The sequence below is a fragment of the Nostoc sp. genome (assembly GCF_036916985.1).
Taxonomy (GTDB): domain Bacteria; phylum Cyanobacteriota; class Cyanobacteriia; order Cyanobacteriales; family Nostocaceae; genus Nostoc.
Genome location: NZ_JBALFD010000033.1, coordinates 1 through 15,432 on the forward strand (window position 1 = coordinate 1; position 15,432 = coordinate 15,432).

The window sequence follows — 15,432 nt, forward strand, 5'->3', positions numbered from 1 at the left end:
GATTGAGCTAGAAACCCTTTGGCAGGCATAATAATGCTGAATGCATGGATATATCTAGTTTACCATTTATGCAATTGAAATGTGGAACAGCTTATAAGATTTAATTTGTGATAGGCGCTCAAAGCCAGATTCATATTCTTTTTGTGCTTCTTTTAATCGCCATTGATAATATTTTATTTCAAATTCATAAAAAAATAGTTCGTGTTTCATGATTTTAATAATTAGCTAAAAAAGCCACCTAGTTTTAGGTGACTTTTCTCTGAATCAAAATTTGACAAAAATTACTAGAATTTTAAAGAGCGATTATTCATCAATACTACTGGGAATACCCAAAACGGCACAGGGGAAATTAGAACCTAGAGCCTCAATCATCGGATGATTGACAGAGTTGCAACCGAGAAACAGAATATCAGCCGCTTCTAATTCAACAACTTTGCTAAGTTCTGTAGAAATGCAGCCAAACCGCAAATGAGATTTAAAGGAACCCTGCCATTCTTCAGCTAAACTTCGCGCTTGCCAGAGAATTATATCTGCTTGTTGCAGAGGAGTTACCACAGTCTGCAATTTGGGTTGAGTTAATACCTGTGTGACAGACTTTGATACTTCACTAACTTGACATACCAGCGGAAACTGTTGTGTTGGAAAACTCAAGATATTTGAATACTGACTACTTTGATTATCTTCTATCACATAAACAGCTTGAACTGTGACTTCTGCATTAGTGGCTAAACGGGTTTGATGGGCAATCCAAAAAGCAATATCTAGTGCTGTATGACTGTTGGGAGATGCGTTGTATGCAACAATTAAGTTAACTGCTTTTGGGCTTTGAGGTTTTTCAGAAAAAGGTTTTTTTGGTTCTGGCACGAGTACCATTTGTTCGATTAAGTCATCTCGACCTGTGGCACTTTGCAGACGTGCTAACATTGGTTTGATTTGCACAGCTTTACTTCTCCTAATGAAATGAATTAGCAATGAGAAGCAGGGGGACAAATTTTAGATTTTAGATTTTGGATTTTAGATTGAGTGACGATCGCCAAAATCTCAAATCTGAAATCAGTCAAGGAAACCCCAATAATAACTGTATTACAGCCAAAATCTTGGGGGTTCCTTCCATTGCCTACGGAGTTAGCTGACGGGCTAAGACTGGAAGGTGTCTCTCTCTTAGGAGTGCTGAGTGCTGAGTGCTGACTGCTGAGTTAATATTAATAATTCTTAACTTCTGACTCTTAACTCCTCATGTTCTATGAGATACGCCCCACAATATGGTTCCTCCGTTCCAAATCCAGCTTTCATGAATTTGAATTAGGCTACCCACTAAAAAAAATGATAATCTAATTTACTCGTCTTGGGCAAAATATCGATCAAGGAAATTTAGGGCGTGGTTGCGGAGTTCAAAATATTCTTTTGAGTTTCGTATGGTGGCGCGATCGCGTGGACGCTCAAAAGGAACTTCTAAAATCTCCCCGATACTAGCAGCCGGACCATTGGTCATCAAGACGATGCGATCGGACATATAAATTGCTTCGTCTACATCGTGGGTAATCATCATTACCGCTTGACGATTATTTTCCCAAATATCCAATACCTGCTGCTCTAATTTGCCACGAGTTAGTGCATCTAATGCCCCAAAAGGTTCATCCATCAGCAACATTTTGGGACGAATTGCTAAGGCTCTGGCAATACCTACTCGTTGTTTCATACCTCCAGAAATTTCATCGGGATATTTGTCAGCCGCCGCCGTCAAGTTTACCATTGCCAAGTGTTGATTTACAATGCTAATTTTTTCAGATCGATTAGCATTTTTTAACACTTCATCTACGGCTAAACGGATATTTTCTCTCACTGTTAACCAAGGTAACAGCGAATAGTTCTGAAATACCATCATCCTTTCGGCTCCCGGCTGACGAATTTCTTTCCCATCTAGCCTGACTAAGCCGGAAGTTGCTTTTTCTAAACCAGCTACTATCTTTAATAGAGTTGATTTCCCACAACCTGAGTGACCAATTACAGAAATATATTCATCTTCACCAATCGTCAGATTAACTCCATCTAACACGACAAAGTTATCTTTATCAGGTGTCGGATAAGACTTGACTAAATTTTCAATTTCTAAAAATCCAGGGCGGGGCAGAACTTGGTTCTGAGTATTAATCGGTAATGAGGTATATTCCATCATCAAATGCTCCGCAAATAATTTAGTCGTCAATCGAAATTTAAATTTGGTATTTTAAGACATGAAAAAGCGGGAGGGAGCGTTAGCCCTGATGGCAAAACTATTTAGATAGCCTACCGGATCGCTAGGATCGAAGCCTTTCTTATCTATAAATACTTCTGGTGGTTCAACCTTGTAATCATCCTTGGGACATTTGATGCCCATTTCTGATGCTATCTCCCGATATAAATCTGTCCTCCAACCTTGTGCAGCTATTTTCTCGGCATTTTTGGGAAATTCCTTAATTTGTCCCCACCGCGCGGCTTGTGTCATCAACCAAAGACTTCTGGATCTCCATAAAAATGTTGAGTGTTCTCCTGGCTGTTGGGGAATATTGTCAGGAATATCAAAGAAAATCGTGGTGTCAGCGGCTTTGATGGTGCGATCTTTGCCGTCAAAGCCCCCATAGTTATAGTTACCGAGAATTCCCGGACTTGTAAATTTGGCGATTGGGGCATCTTTCTTTTTTGGTCTAGCACCTGTAAAGGAACGTTCTGTAAGTAGTTCGGCTACTTCTTGGCGGTTTTCTACTTTGCTGCAATATTGACAAGCTTCAATCATCGCTTTGACGAGGGAACGATAAGTTTTAGGATATTTATCGATGAAAGATTCCATCACTCCTAATAAACGATCTGGGTGTCCTAACCAGACTTCTTTACCTTGGGCGAAGGTAAAACCGATGTTTTCATTACCTGTTATTGCTCTCGTATTCCAGGGTTCTGCAACCATGTAAGCTTGCATCGCACCAATCCGCACGTTTGTTACCATTTGGGGAGGCGGAACGATGATGATCCGAAACTCTTTAAGAGGATCAACACCTGCGGCGGCGGATACGTAGCGGACAAAGTATTCGTAAATGGCAGAACTTAGCACTACCGCCCAGACTTTGCCTTCTGGCGGCTGCTTGTCAAAGTAGCCTCGGAAATCGCGCCCAAAGGCTTCTAGTGCCCCATCGCCATATTTTTCTTGATACTCGTACCACGGACGCAGCCCAAAATCCCACATGGCTTTATTCATCGTCATGGCGTTACCGTGGCGGTGAATGGTCATAGCTGCACATAAGGGGGCGTGGCGCGCGCCTTCGGCACCAATTCTGGCATTGGTGACAGCACCAGATACTACGGGCGAAGCATCCAGGCGACCAAATATTAAACCGTCGCGGGAAGTAGCCCAACTGGCCTCGCGGTTGAGTGTGACGTTCAAACCATATTTGCGGAAGAAACCTTTTTTCCAGGCGATCGCAAATGGCGCACAATCATTAACGGGAACGTAACCAACGGTAATATCAGCTTTTTCTAGGTCTTGGGATCTAACTACTGGTTGTACAGCTAAGGCTTCTTCTGTTAGTCCTTTGGCGGATCTATCTCCTGAAATCGCACAGGAAGATAACGCTATTCCCGTTGTGGTTGCTCCGATTCCTTTAATAAAGTCTCGTCGAGTCCAGTTATTATCACCCATTCTTATTGCTCCATTGGTGGATTAATTTTGGATTTTAGATTTGTTTGATTAGACGCTGCGCGAACAGATATTATTAAATTTTGGATTTTCAATTCTTCAATCCAAAATCCAAAATTTAAAATCTAAAATCCCGTTTAATTAGTTGAAAGTTCTAGGCCGATGGGTGACTAATTCTTGAATTTTGCCCACGGCGTAATCTAGAATTAACCCAGTTAAGCCAATTATAAACACAGCTAAAAAGACTGAACTCAGGTTTAAACGACTCCACTCATCCCAGACGAAAAAGCCGATACCAATACCGCCTGTCAGCATTTCCACAGCAACGATTACTAGCCAAGCTATACCTAAACTAATTCGCAAACCTGTAAAAATATATGGCAGACTTGCAGGCCAAATGATTTTTGTAATCCGTCGCCAACGGGGCATTTCTAACACTTGTGCCACATCTAAATAATCTTGGGGAACGCTAGAAACTCCTAAGGCGGTATTAATAATCGTCGGCCATAAGGAGGTAATAAAGATGACAAAAATGGCGGAAGGTTCTGCTAAATTGAAAATTGCTAAGGCAATGGGTAGCCAAGCTAGAGGCGACACAGGTTTAAAAATTTGAATGATCGGATTAAGCGCTAGCATTGCCGATCTGGACATGCCAATTAGAAACCCTAGAGGAATCGCTACTACCGCACCTAACAAAAAGCCCAGTAATACCCGACGCAGACTTGCGATCAACAACCAACCAATTCCTAAGTTCCCTGGGCCTCTTTGATAGAAGGGATTTAAGATGTAGTCTAGATTCGCAATTAGCGCTTCTGGTGGAGTGGGCATTAATTCATGGTTGGCAAGTGCAATAATCCACCACAACACAATTATTCCCAAGAAGCCCAATACAGGTAAAATGAAGACATCTCTAAGGATGATAGGTTTTGTCTTTTTCCAAGTCGCTCGCGCCGCGATCGCTGCGATCGCCGCTAGATTTAGTTGAAATATCATTTACGACCTCAACAGATTTAAGTGCAGGTACAAAAAATTTGAGCAGTACCAGCCTTGGACACCGATGAGATCGGAACATTATAAAAATGCCATCTCTTCAGTCTCCTCTCAATGCCTACGAAGTTAGCTGACGGGCTAGGGCTGAGAGATGCCCTTCTGAAGAAAGTTATGAGTTATGAGTTATGAGTTAATTATTTGGTAAAATAACTTCTAACTCCTCACTTTCTCTGAGATTCGCCCCACAATTTGGTTCCTCCGCTCCAACGTCACGCACTGTGGTCTGCTGGATTAGGCTGACTTACTCTAATTCAATACAAAGTTATGTACAGTATAACATTGATATACATAATATAACACCAATGCTTCCGTGAAAGTATCTGTCTTGTGATTAATCTTGTTTATTTTGTTACTTAAATCAAGCGCATACCCTGACTTTTCGGTAATCAAGCATAATCTCAGCAACAAAAGATTTTATAAAATCTATTTCTTTTGGTAGGTGAAACATATCACCATTTTGTTGAAACACCACTCTAGTCGCTAAACTATTTGGATATGGAAGTTCACTCATCTATCTCCTAGCTGAATTTAACATAATGGATTTTAGTCAACTACTGGCTGAAAAAACTGACATCATCCTTGATAAATGGATTTTAGCTGTTCGCAAGGATAGACGGATTGAAAGTGCTGATGACTTATCTTATACATCGGTAAAGGATCACATTCCTGATGTTTTGAAAGCGATGGTGACGGTGCTTTCAAAACATCAGGATAATGATATTCAGTCAATGGTTACTGCGAGTTTTCAGCATGGAGCTATTCGAGCCGAACAAGGCTTTGATCCAGCAGAAATTGCCAGAGAATATCATCTACTACGGACAGTAATATTTGATGCTCTACAAGGAGATTTATTAGAGGGAACACCTGTAGAGATAATTCGTTCCATACGTTTGATTGATGCGATTCTAGATGAAGCGATCGCTCGGTGTTTTAAAAGTTATGTTGAGGAACGCTTACGAGAATTAAAGCAGTTGCAGTTATCACTAACGCTTCATAATGAGGAACTGACGCGGTTAATTAGCGCCAATCAAGAATATCTTTCCCAACTCGCCCACGAATTGAAACATCCTTTAACTTCTATTATTGGCTACTCGGATCTGTTTTTACGCCAACAACGGCGCAAGACTGAAATAAAAGACAACTATACCAATTTAGAACATATTGAGCGGGTACTACGCAATGGTAGACAATTACTCCATCTAATCAATGATATATTAGAACTTTCGCGCTATGAAGCAGGGCAGATAAAAATCCAATTAGTGCCTACCGATGTGCGTGAATTAATCAATAATGTTTGTGAAATGTTGGAACCTTTGGCTGCGGGGAAAAATTTACAAATCGTAGTAGATTGCGATCGCGCTCCCGAAAAACCATTAACAGATTCTTTTCAGTTGCAACAAATTGTCACAAATCTTATTAGTAATGCAATTCGTTATACAGAATCGGGGACTATTATTATTATGTGTCAGATGTTGGAGAATCAGAGATGGGCGATCGCTGTTTCTGACACTGGAGTTGGCATTGCCTCCGAAAACCAAGCCCAAATATTTGAACCCTATTTTCGCGTGACTTCTAGCGATCGCCCCTATCTTCCTGATAGTACAGGATTGGGATTAGCGATCGTCTCGCGGTTGGTGAAACTACTGCGGGGTGAAATTAACCTAGTGTCACAGGTAGGTGTTGGTTCTACTTTCACTGCGATTTTTCCCTTAGAAGTAGAATTTTAAAAGTATTGGGCGATTGGAAATCGCGGCTACACAAGCAAAGTCCACCTCCGTGGACTAATACAAAATCAAAGACTTCAAACCCACGCAGGTGGGTTTTGTCTGTATAGCCGCGATTTCCAATCGCCGGGGCTGGAAGTCACTTCAAACCCACGCAGGTGGGTTTTGTCTGTGTAGCCGCGATTTCCAATCGCCGGGGTTTTTCTTAAGGATGGTATGTACCATCCCCTATGTTTTATCTTTCTATTTCATCTACTGCTTTGGGAACCCCCGCAGTTAAAACCTCATATCCATCAGATGTAACTAACACATCATCTTCAATCCGAATGCCAATGCCAACCCATCGAGGATCGGTCTCTGGTTGGTCTTCTGCTAGTTTGGTATCTGGCACAATATAAATTCCCGGTTCTACCGTCAAAATTTGACCTGGTTGCAAAATCTGCGGTTTGTCTTCACCATGCTGATAAACCCCCACATCATGGACATCCAAACCTAACCAATGACTGGTACGGTGCATATAATATGGCTTATATTTCTCTTCTTCAATTAAATTATCAATTTCACCTTTGAGAATGCCAAGTTCGACTAAACCTTCCGTGAGGACGCGAACTGCTGTATCGTGAACTAATTTGAAGGGATTACCTGGTTTAATTTGAGCGATCGCTTGTTTTTGTGCTTCCAAAACAATTTCATACAGCGTCTTTTGTTCTGGTGTAAATTTACCACCCACAGGAAATGTCCGGGTAATGTCAGAGTTGTAATAATCGTAAGCACAACCGGCATCAATTAGCAGTAATTCTCCATCCTGCATTTGACGATTATTTTCAATATAGTGTAGTACGCAAGCATTCACACCAGAAGCCACAATGGAAGGATAAGCTGGCCCTAAGCCACCCCGTACTCGAAAGATGCGTTCCATCTCCGCCTGTATTTCATATTCATAACGTCCAGGTGCGGTGATTTCTTGGGCGTAATTGTGTGCTTCTGTAGCGATCGCTGCTGCTTGACGCATCAATTCCACTTCCGCTTCACTTTTGATCAATCTCATGCTGTTGAGGACAAGGCCAGTATCTTCAATAGCGATTGGCCCAGTACCGCGCTTAGGATAAGTCCGCAATAAACTTTGGTAATGTCTGATGATTTGGTCATTAAAATTGCGATCGCGTCCTAAATGATAGTAAATGCGGCTAGCTTTTTCTAAATACTGCGGTAGCTTTTCATCTAATTCACTAATGGGGTATGCTTCATCAGCACCATAAATTTCCTTCGCTGCATCCACTCCACAAAGATAGCCAGTCCATACTTCCTTTTCGCGATCCTTTGGTTGGACAAACAGCACAAACCGATGTTCTGAATGATGCGGCGCTAATACTGCTACTGCCTGTGGTTCATTAAAACCTGTCAAGTAGAAAAAATCACTGTCTTGGCGATAAACATACTCTACATCGTTGTGCATTACTGCCATAGGCGCACTGCGAAAAATGGCTGTACCATCACCAATTTTTGCCATTAACTGCTCGCGACGCTGCCGATATTCTGCTTGCATAGCTGATGTTTTTATGAAAATATTGTATTATTTTACACTTTTAACAACTGATAGATGCACAGTTTAGGCCTCTTAATAGTTGCTAATCTAAGTTATTCTAACCAATATTTGTTTCCACTCAAGCCAACCCCTTCTCTTCGAGACGCTATGCGAACGGGGAATTTAAAATTATCAAACCCAACTCTTGTTGTGATTGAATAATTTAGGATATTTATGAAACTCTATTTTATATAAATTATGATATTTCATCAATCTGACAAAACACCGTAAAAGATATGTCTACTCAAACCAAAACAAAAAAAGCGATCGCTTATATTACCAAAAACGATGAATTAATGGTGTTTACACATACTAATTTTCCTGAAGCTGGCGTGCAAGTACCTGCTGGTACAGTTGAAGAAAATGAAGAGCCATCTGAAGCTGTGCTGCGAGAAATTTATGAAGAATCCGGTGTTAAGGGAGTTCGTATTCTTGAGTTATTGGGTATTTATCAATACAATATGGCTCCTGATCGTGATGAGATTCAAGAACGTTATGTTTACCACCTCGAACTAACTCAGTCTACACCATCTACTTGGCAGCATTGGGAAATACATTCAAGTACTAGTAAAAACTCTATAGCTTTTGATTTTTATTGGGTTAAACTGGATGGCTCAGATTTAGGTCTAGCTGGTGGCCAAGGTTATTTTTTATCTAAACTTGCTCACAAGATAAAAAATACTAAAAATCCAGATAATACTTGAGAAAGTGCCAAGAAATTGAAGAATAATTCAGAATTGAGGAGCGGAGCCGGAGATGCTTTGCCTATAACTCATTGGGCGACTGGAAGTCTTAGCCAAACGAGACTTTGCTCACCTCCGTAGATTAATTTGTATTAGTCCACGGAGGTGAACTTATCTGCGAGATGCTGTTTGCGTTCGCTTGTGTCGGTAGTAGCGAATTCTATTCGCCCAATACTTTTAAAACATCCTCTAAAGATACAGATTTATGATGCAATATTGAAATGTAAAAGAAAATAGATTAAATAAATAAAAATTGACTACAAATCATCATTGTATATAAAATACAAAAAATAGTTTGCGATTGTTTATATAGAACTTGAAAATTTACTATTAATCATTTAAAACAAACAAATATTTATCTTCAAAGAATGACATTAATAAAGAAAAAATAGTTATAAAGAAATATTGAAAGCCTGGTAAATGTTATTTGGTTACAGAAAGAGATTGTTAAACAAAGTTAAAAGAATATAACAACCGATCATAAAAATACACCATGTCTGGAACTACAAATTCCTCCCCCTTATCTTTGAATACAAATCAATGGGCATCAGACTCTTTTGCCAAATCACAAATCTTGACAACTTCTATTGATAGTTTAAATTCTAATTTTGCGCCTGGGCTTAATAGTTCCTCACAAGCACTACTACAAACTCAACCCGTAACTGCGCCTGTTAAAACGTCATCAAATCCCAATCCTAATCCTTACATAACTAGTGCGGCGATTACTCCTGACTTTAACGGTGATGGCAAAACGGACAAAGTTTGGGTCGATTCTACAACCGGTGAGATTATCATTCGGTTAATGGATGGATCAAAAGTTTTGGAACAGGGTTCTCTAGGTAAATTCGACCTAACTGCCTATGATTACAAAATTGCTGACTTCAATGGTGATGGCAAAACCGACTTCTTATTACGCAATAAGACAACCGGTGAGAATAGTATTGTGTTGATGGATGGAACCAAAGTTGCAAATGCAGCTTCTCTAACTGCCGTTGATCCAGCCTGGACTCCTCAGATTGGGGATTTCAATGGCGATCGCAAAACCGATATCTTCTGGCATAATGCTACAACCGGTGAGAACGCTATTTGGGAGATGGATGGCACCAACGTTCTGAGTGCAACTGTTTTAGATAAAACAGATCCAGCGCTAACTCCTACCATTGTTGATTTCGATGGCAATGGTAAGAGCGATATTTTCTGGCGCAATCCGACAACCGGTGCTGACAGCGCTTGGTTTATGGATGGTACACAAAAGACTGAATTGGCGCTGCAATCACAGGATGCAGGCTGGACTCCTACCTTTGGTGATTTCAACGGCGACTATAAGACTGACATTCTGTGGAGAAACGCTCAAACAGGTGAGAACAAAGTTTGGACGATGAATGGTATCTTAGTCACAGAGGGTAAGTTGGAGACACTTGACTCATCCTGGAATTCTCAAATTGGTGATTTCAACGGTGATGGTAAGACCGATATCTTCTGGCACAATGGAACCACTGGTGAGAACACCGCTTGGTTGATGGATGGCACAACAGTTGCAACTCAAGCTTTCCTACCTACTAATAACGCAGCCTTGACCCCATCTCTTGGTGACTTCAATGGCGATGGTAAGACTGACATCTACTGGCGCGATCAGACAGCAGGTGCGGACAACATTTGGACTATAGATGGAACGACAGCTGTTGATAACCCCATCAGCGATGCCGATAAGCTTGGCCCAGAGTGGTATACGTTCTAAAATCTGAATTCTGAAGGTGGAGGCAGGAATCATTATTTTCTCCCTGCTTCCCCTGATTCTTTCCCAATCCCCAGTACCCAGTCCCCAGTCCCCTTAATTCAAAATTTGTAACTCAAAACCTGAATTTCTCCCTTTTCCGGTAATTTACCAGGGCTAATGGAAATACTATCTCCATTGCTACGCCGCACTGGCGTACCTTGCATCAAGGTGAGAAAATCATCCAGTGGCGAAATATCGCACTTAGCAGCATCAGCAGCTTGTGTTCGGTAATGAGTCGGAATCACCAACTTGGGATTTAACACTTGCACAGCCTGCTTTGCTTCTTCAGCATTGTAGGCTTTTGCGCTGCCTCCCACTGGAATAAATGCTACATCGGGACGCCCCATGAGGATTTTTTGCTCAATGGAAATGGGTGCAGCGGCTCCGCCTAAGTGTAGGATATTAATTCCGCCTTGCTTCCAACTCCAAGCGGTATTTAAGCCAAACTGCTTACCACCTTTGCGATCGTGGTCTATAGCAATTCCTTGAAACTTAATACCTTTGAACTCGTAAACTCCTGGTTCGTAAATGAGTTTTGCATTTCCCGGTAGTATGTCCACAGCACCTTCATCCAGCAGTTGACTGCTAATCAGTACCAAATCTGCTGCAACTTTTGGTGGACGATACCCAGCAGTACAGCCGATTGTCCGAAATGGATTGACGAGAATTTTTGCACCACCACCAGTAAAAAGAAAACAAGTATGACCCAACCACTGAACTGATAAACCGCTAGATTGTGCGTCAGCTTGAGATTCAGAACCCAAGGTAGTAAGCAAAGCTGTTACCAACCCCGCCCCAGCATAGCCCATCAACTGTCGTCGTTTCATTAATTATGCTCTTGACTATAACTGTTCCAGAAAATTTCGCAATAACTGTTTTCCTGAAGATGTCAGGACACTCTCTGGGTGAAACTGGACGCCCTGGATGTGAGGATAGTTCCGGTGTCGCACTCCCATAATGGTGTTATCTTCAACCCAAGCGGTGATTTCTAACACATCTGGGCAAGTCTCACGTTCTATCACTAAACTATGATACCTGGTGGCAGTTAGAGGATTTTCTAATCCCCGGAAAACCCCCACTCCAGTGTGAGACACCTGAGAGGTTTTGCCATGCATCAACTCTGGAGCCGGAATTATTTTACCACCGAATACTTGACCAATACTTTGATGTCCCAAACAGACACCCAAAATAGGTAACTCTTGTCCTAGCTGTTCAATCAATTCTAAAGAAATGCCAGCATCTTCCGGGCGACCAGGCCCAGGAGAAATAACTACGGCTTGCGGTTTTAATGCCCGAATCTCATCTATGGATATTTTGTCGTTACGAAAAACTTTAATATCATCTGCCACTGGGAATTCTGCTGCCAATTCTCCCAAGTACTGTACTAAATTATATGTAAAACTGTCGTAATTGTCGATAACTATAATCAAAGCTCATCACTCCTGGTTTTTACCACTTATCAGTTGCAAAAAGCATAGATAGATAAGTATCTCATACTATTTGTTGGCTAGGTATAAAAATAACGCTGACGTGGACGCGTAGGCATTAAGCGGCTACTATACGGCCACTTTATAAAGATTACCAAGTAAACCTTTAGTTAGGATGCTTGGCGCGACGCAGAATAGCCCGTCGTAGACATCGCAACATTTAAATTTTCAATATGTTCTCCAAGGGAGAGCAGACAGAGTGCGATCCTCTGACTGAGTAATTTGGCGATGCCTAAATCACGTCTACAAAGCCGATATAATTAACTTTACGAGAGGAGGGAGTAATAAGATGCTAGCTACTAGCATCGCTACCAAAGCAGAAACAAGTACTGCACCAGCTGCACAATCTTTAGCAATTTTTGCCAAATCATGGTATGTCTGCTTAACGGTTAAGTCCACAACGGACTCGATCGCTGTATTTAGTAACTCTAATGCCAAAACTAAACCACTAGTTATCCCAATTACCGCTATTTCTACCGCTTGCAGATGCAAAAATACGCTTAATGCGATCGCCATTGCACAAACGCTGATGTGGATGCGAAAATTACGTTGAGTCTGAAAACTATAGCTGATTCCAGCCCAGGCATACTTAAAACTAACAAATAAATTAGAGGCTACTTTCCAGGAAAATTCCCGTTCGTTAGACACCAGTGTTTGTAACGAGGTGGGCGTTGGTGATGAAGAAATTTTTTGGGACATAGACTTAAAAACAGAAGAACAGAGTTGCTACAGTGGGAATATTCGCCGATCTTAATGGCGAAACTAACTTTGAGGCAATCTTTAAGCAATTTTGCACAAAAGTATTATAAAAGTATTACCCCAAATTAACATTAAGGGATACATAATTACTGCTATTCTATGTCAATAGCAATACCTATTCCCTTCAGCAATTTTACTTGCTGTTCTAACATTCGCTCCAAACTTTCTTCATCAGGATGATCCCAGCCCAATAAGTGCAATAAACCATGAGCAGCTAACCAGGCTAGCTCGGTTGGTAAGCTATGTTCTTGTTGTTGGGCTTGTCGTTGTGCTGTATCTACAGATACGATAATATCACCTAAATATAATGGTACAGAGGCAAGCATTTCTTTGCTTTGAGGAAAATCCACCTCCAAAGCAGCAAATGCTAAAACGTCTGTCGGTTTATTTTGCTGACGATACTGGGCATTTAGTTCTTGAATTTGCGAGTCATCTGTCAAACGCAACCCAATTTCATAACTTGGCGCTGGCGGAATTTGAGGGTGAAGTATTTCTAACCAGTGATTAAACCAGTTTTCCCAAGTTTCAGGGGTGATTCGGGCATGAGTGTCCTCAATCTTTACAGATGTTGTCGGGGACAACTCATAAAAATACTCTTCTACATATAATTCAACTCTCAGGGGCATATAGCCTCCTCGTCTGAGGTTTACGGTTTGTTGTTAGTGAGTAAGATAAGCAAGACCAACAAGGAGAGCTAAAAGCCCTACGGCAGTCAGTGCAAAATGCTTTAGGGAAGTTCCACCCTTCCGCACCATGTTTCGCATGGCGAGTTTTACGTAGCTAGGTTGGGGTTCTGTTGAAGGTGAATTGCTCATAGTTATTTGTCTACAGACTCTTTTATAACTGTAACAGTTGGTCTGGACATAGAATTGCGATCGCCCATATATTGCTAAGGCGTTTCTCAGTGAAACGCCTTAGCAGTTGGGGTGTTATGTAATGAGTGCCTTTATGCCGTAGTGTTTTATACCAGCTTATTTTCTTGGCGCAGATAAGCTTGAATGAATGTATCAAGTTCACCATTCATCACATCGCCGATCGCTGTTGTTTCCGTAGTTGTACGTAAATCTTTCACCATTTGGTAAGGGTGAAATACATAGTTACGGATTTGGTTTCCCCAGGAGGCCTCTACCATATCGCCGCGAATTTCGGCAATTTCTTGGGCGCGTTGCTCTTTAGCTATAACCAACAGCTTTGCTTTGAGACGATTTAGGGCTTTTTCTTTATTTTGCAGCTGCGATCGCTCTTCTGTACAGCGCACCGCAAGACCCGTGGGTAGGTGAACAATCCGCACCGCAGTTTCTACTTTGTTGACATTTTGTCCACCTTTACCGCCAGAGCGAGTTGTGGTGATTTCCAAATCCTTGTCTGGAATATCCAATTGCACAGAGTTATCAATCTGTGGCATGACTTCCACCCCTGCAAAACTGGTTTGTCGTTTACCGTTAGCATTAAAAGGAGAAATCCGCACTAAGCGATGTGTGCCCATTTCTGATCGCAAGTAACCATAAGCATAGCGACCAGTAATTTCTAGGGTTGCCGATTTAATTCCGGCTTCATCACCCTCCGACTCTTCCGCTAAAGTTACCTTATAGCCGTGAGCTTCGCCCCAACGGGTGTACATCCGCATTAACATAAATGCCCAGTCTTGAGCATCTGTGCCACCAGCACCAGCACTAATCGTCAGTACAGCGCCTTCCGCATCATAGGGGCCAGAAAGTAACTGTTGTAACTCCCACTGATCCAGGTCACGATTCAGTTTAGTGATGGTAGATTCCGCTTCTTGGAGTAGTGCTTCATCGGTTTCTAACTCCAATAACTCAACAACTGCCTTAGTATCTTCTAGATTGGCGTGCCAGCGATCGTATTGCTGGAGGTGGGCTTTCAGGTCGTTGAGTTCTTGTAGCGTTTGTTGAGCTTGGGTTTGCTCATTCCAAAATTCTGGTTGAGCGGATATTTTTTCGAGGTCTTGAATTTTGGCTGTCAGTGCAGGTACGTCAAAGATAGTCCTGGGTTTTACCCAGGCGGCCAGACAACGTTTCGATTTCGCGTTTGAGTTCTAGGACATCCATAATGCTTGTTTAATGAGAGATAGAGCGCTTTTGATTAAAAAATTGCTCTTTATTCTACTGATATTTCTTGATTTTAGCTGTAGTTGGGCAAATTTTTTCTGCACTAGTTACAAAAGTTACTTGAAATTATCAAGCGCTTCTTTACCCACTGAAGTAGTGTGATTTAGCTGTTGCAGATAGGCTTTGATAAACAAATCAATTTTACCGTCTAATACCTCTGTCGCAGCAGGTGTTTCGACATTAGTGCGTAAATCTTTCACCTTGGTGTAAGGATGCAAGATATATTCACGGATGAGATTGCTGGATAGAGGTTTGATCTGTCGGGGTTGAATTTTGTCAATCTGGACATTTTGGGCTAGTGCGTAGGCGTAGCCAGCCGTAGGCATCGCAAACAATTTACTCTTGAGAATAGCCAGGGCTTTCTCTTTGTTTTGCAGCTGGCTACGCTCTTGGTTACACGATACACTAATCCCAGTAGACATCTCCGAAAACCATTAAAACCTTTGTATGACTCGGTTGTAGGATATAAATGCAATCATCATAAGCTAGCTAGGATCTACGATAAAATAAG

At 41.6% G+C, this 15,432-nt stretch carries 16 protein-coding genes, 2 pseudogenes and 2 riboswitches; of the genes and pseudogenes, 4 read left to right on the forward strand and 14 right to left on the reverse strand.

Annotated elements, in window-relative coordinates; translation table 11 throughout:
• Nucleotides 1-66: 66 nt before the first annotated feature.
• Nucleotides 67-210: a hypothetical protein gene (locus tag V7L07_RS12630; RefSeq protein ID WP_335058236.1), complete on the reverse strand. Its 144-nt coding sequence runs from the start codon at nucleotides 208-210 to the stop codon at nucleotides 67-69.
• Nucleotides 211-303: 93 nt separating this feature from the next.
• Nucleotides 304-924 carry a universal stress protein gene (locus V7L07_RS12635; protein WP_335058258.1) on the reverse strand — a complete coding sequence of 207 codons (621 nt, stop codon included), beginning with the start codon at nucleotides 922-924 and terminating at the stop codon, nucleotides 304-306.
• Between the two features lie 83 nt (nucleotides 925-1,007).
• On the opposite strand from V7L07_RS12635, the gene V7L07_RS12640 reads away from it, so the two are divergent.
• Nucleotides 1,008-1,133: a hypothetical protein gene (locus tag V7L07_RS12640; RefSeq protein WP_334695507.1), complete on the forward strand. Its 126-nt coding sequence runs from the start codon at nucleotides 1,008-1,010 to the stop codon at nucleotides 1,131-1,133.
• A riboswitch (cyclic di-AMP (ydaO/yuaA leader) is annotated at nucleotides 1,100-1,319 on the reverse strand. (Overlaps the previous gene by 34 nt.)
• Before the next feature lie 17 nt (nucleotides 1,320-1,336).
• Here V7L07_RS12640 and V7L07_RS12645 read toward each other — a convergent pair.
• The 3 genes from V7L07_RS12645 to ntrB all read right to left on the reverse strand — a co-directional run bounded on the left by V7L07_RS12645 (nucleotide 1,337) and on the right by ntrB (nucleotide 4,660).
• Nucleotides 1,337-2,173, reverse strand: coding sequence for an ABC transporter ATP-binding protein (locus V7L07_RS12645; RefSeq protein ID WP_335058260.1), 837 nt, complete (start codon nucleotides 2,171-2,173; stop codon nucleotides 1,337-1,339).
• Between the two features lie 54 nt (nucleotides 2,174-2,227).
• Nucleotides 2,228-3,670, reverse strand: coding sequence for an ABC transporter substrate-binding protein (locus V7L07_RS12650; protein WP_335058238.1), 1,443 nt, complete (start codon nucleotides 3,668-3,670; stop codon nucleotides 2,228-2,230).
• A gap of 138 nt (nucleotides 3,671-3,808) precedes the next feature.
• Entirely contained in the window at nucleotides 3,809-4,660 is an 852-nt protein-coding gene (gene ntrB, locus V7L07_RS12655; RefSeq protein ID WP_335058240.1) for a nitrate ABC transporter permease, read from the reverse strand.
• Between the two features lie 97 nt (nucleotides 4,661-4,757).
• Nucleotides 4,758-4,965: riboswitch (cyclic di-AMP (ydaO/yuaA leader) on the reverse strand.
• A 288-nt stretch (nucleotides 4,966-5,253) separates the two neighbouring features.
• Between ntrB and V7L07_RS12660 the strand changes: the two genes are divergently transcribed.
• Nucleotides 5,254-6,444 (forward strand): sensor histidine kinase, encoded by a 1,191-nt coding sequence (locus V7L07_RS12660; protein ID WP_335058242.1) that lies wholly within the window; start codon nucleotides 5,254-5,256, stop codon nucleotides 6,442-6,444.
• Nucleotides 6,445-6,676: 232 nt separating this feature from the next.
• Here V7L07_RS12660 and V7L07_RS12665 read toward each other — a convergent pair whose 3' ends face one another.
• Nucleotides 6,677-7,987, reverse strand: a complete 1,311-nt coding sequence (locus V7L07_RS12665; RefSeq protein WP_335058244.1) for an aminopeptidase P N-terminal domain-containing protein — start codon at nucleotides 7,985-7,987, stop codon at nucleotides 6,677-6,679.
• A 275-nt stretch (nucleotides 7,988-8,262) separates the two neighbouring features.
• On the opposite strand from V7L07_RS12665, the gene V7L07_RS12670 reads away from it, so the two are divergent.
• Nucleotides 8,263-8,730 carry an NUDIX hydrolase gene (locus V7L07_RS12670; protein ID WP_335058246.1) on the forward strand — a complete coding sequence of 156 codons (468 nt, stop codon included), beginning with the start codon at nucleotides 8,263-8,265 and terminating at the stop codon, nucleotides 8,728-8,730.
• A 532-nt stretch (nucleotides 8,731-9,262) separates the two neighbouring features.
• On the forward strand, nucleotides 9,263-10,507 hold the full coding sequence (locus V7L07_RS12675; RefSeq protein WP_335058248.1) for an FG-GAP repeat domain-containing protein: 1,245 nt from the start codon (nucleotides 9,263-9,265) through the stop codon (nucleotides 10,505-10,507).
• A 98-nt stretch (nucleotides 10,508-10,605) separates the two neighbouring features.
• Here the strand turns inward: V7L07_RS12675 and V7L07_RS12680 are convergent, their stop codons facing one another.
• The 8 genes and pseudogenes from V7L07_RS12680 to V7L07_RS33475 form a co-directional block, all read right to left on the reverse strand.
• Complete coding sequence (locus V7L07_RS12680) at nucleotides 10,606-11,373, reverse strand: MBL fold metallo-hydrolase (protein ID WP_335058250.1); 768 nt, start codon at nucleotides 11,371-11,373, stop codon at nucleotides 10,606-10,608.
• 15 nt (nucleotides 11,374-11,388) lie between these two features.
• Nucleotides 11,389-11,976 (reverse strand): anthranilate synthase component II, encoded by a 588-nt coding sequence (locus V7L07_RS12685; protein WP_334733417.1) that lies wholly within the window; start codon nucleotides 11,974-11,976, stop codon nucleotides 11,389-11,391.
• A 300-nt stretch (nucleotides 11,977-12,276) separates the two neighbouring features.
• Nucleotides 12,277-12,732: a diacylglycerol kinase family protein gene (locus V7L07_RS12690; protein WP_179063536.1), complete on the reverse strand. Its 456-nt coding sequence runs from the start codon at nucleotides 12,730-12,732 to the stop codon at nucleotides 12,277-12,279.
• Between the two features lie 152 nt (nucleotides 12,733-12,884).
• Complete coding sequence (gene ybeY / locus V7L07_RS12695; protein WP_179068961.1) at nucleotides 12,885-13,412, reverse strand: rRNA maturation RNase YbeY; 528 nt, start codon at nucleotides 13,410-13,412, stop codon at nucleotides 12,885-12,887.
• Nucleotides 13,413-13,451: 39 nt separating this feature from the next.
• Nucleotides 13,452-13,607, reverse strand: a complete 156-nt coding sequence (locus tag V7L07_RS12700; RefSeq protein WP_104904774.1) for a DUF3285 domain-containing protein — start codon at nucleotides 13,605-13,607, stop codon at nucleotides 13,452-13,454.
• Nucleotides 13,608-13,753: 146 nt separating this feature from the next.
• Nucleotides 13,754-14,861 (reverse strand): peptide chain release factor 2 gene (gene prfB / locus V7L07_RS12705; protein WP_335058254.1). Its coding sequence is split into 2 segments (ribosomal slippage): nucleotides 13,754-14,788 and nucleotides 14,790-14,861, totalling 1,107 coding nucleotides; the frame shifts between segments, so codons are not numbered across the junction.
• 116 nt (nucleotides 14,862-14,977) lie between these two features.
• Nucleotides 14,978-15,160 (reverse strand): annotated as a pseudogene (locus V7L07_RS33470) (hypothetical protein); the annotation flags it as partial.
• 6 nt (nucleotides 15,161-15,166) lie between these two features.
• Nucleotides 15,167-15,337: pseudogene (locus V7L07_RS33475) on the reverse strand (peptide chain release factor-like protein); the annotation flags it as partial.
• Between the last annotated feature and the right edge of the window lie 95 nt (nucleotides 15,338-15,432).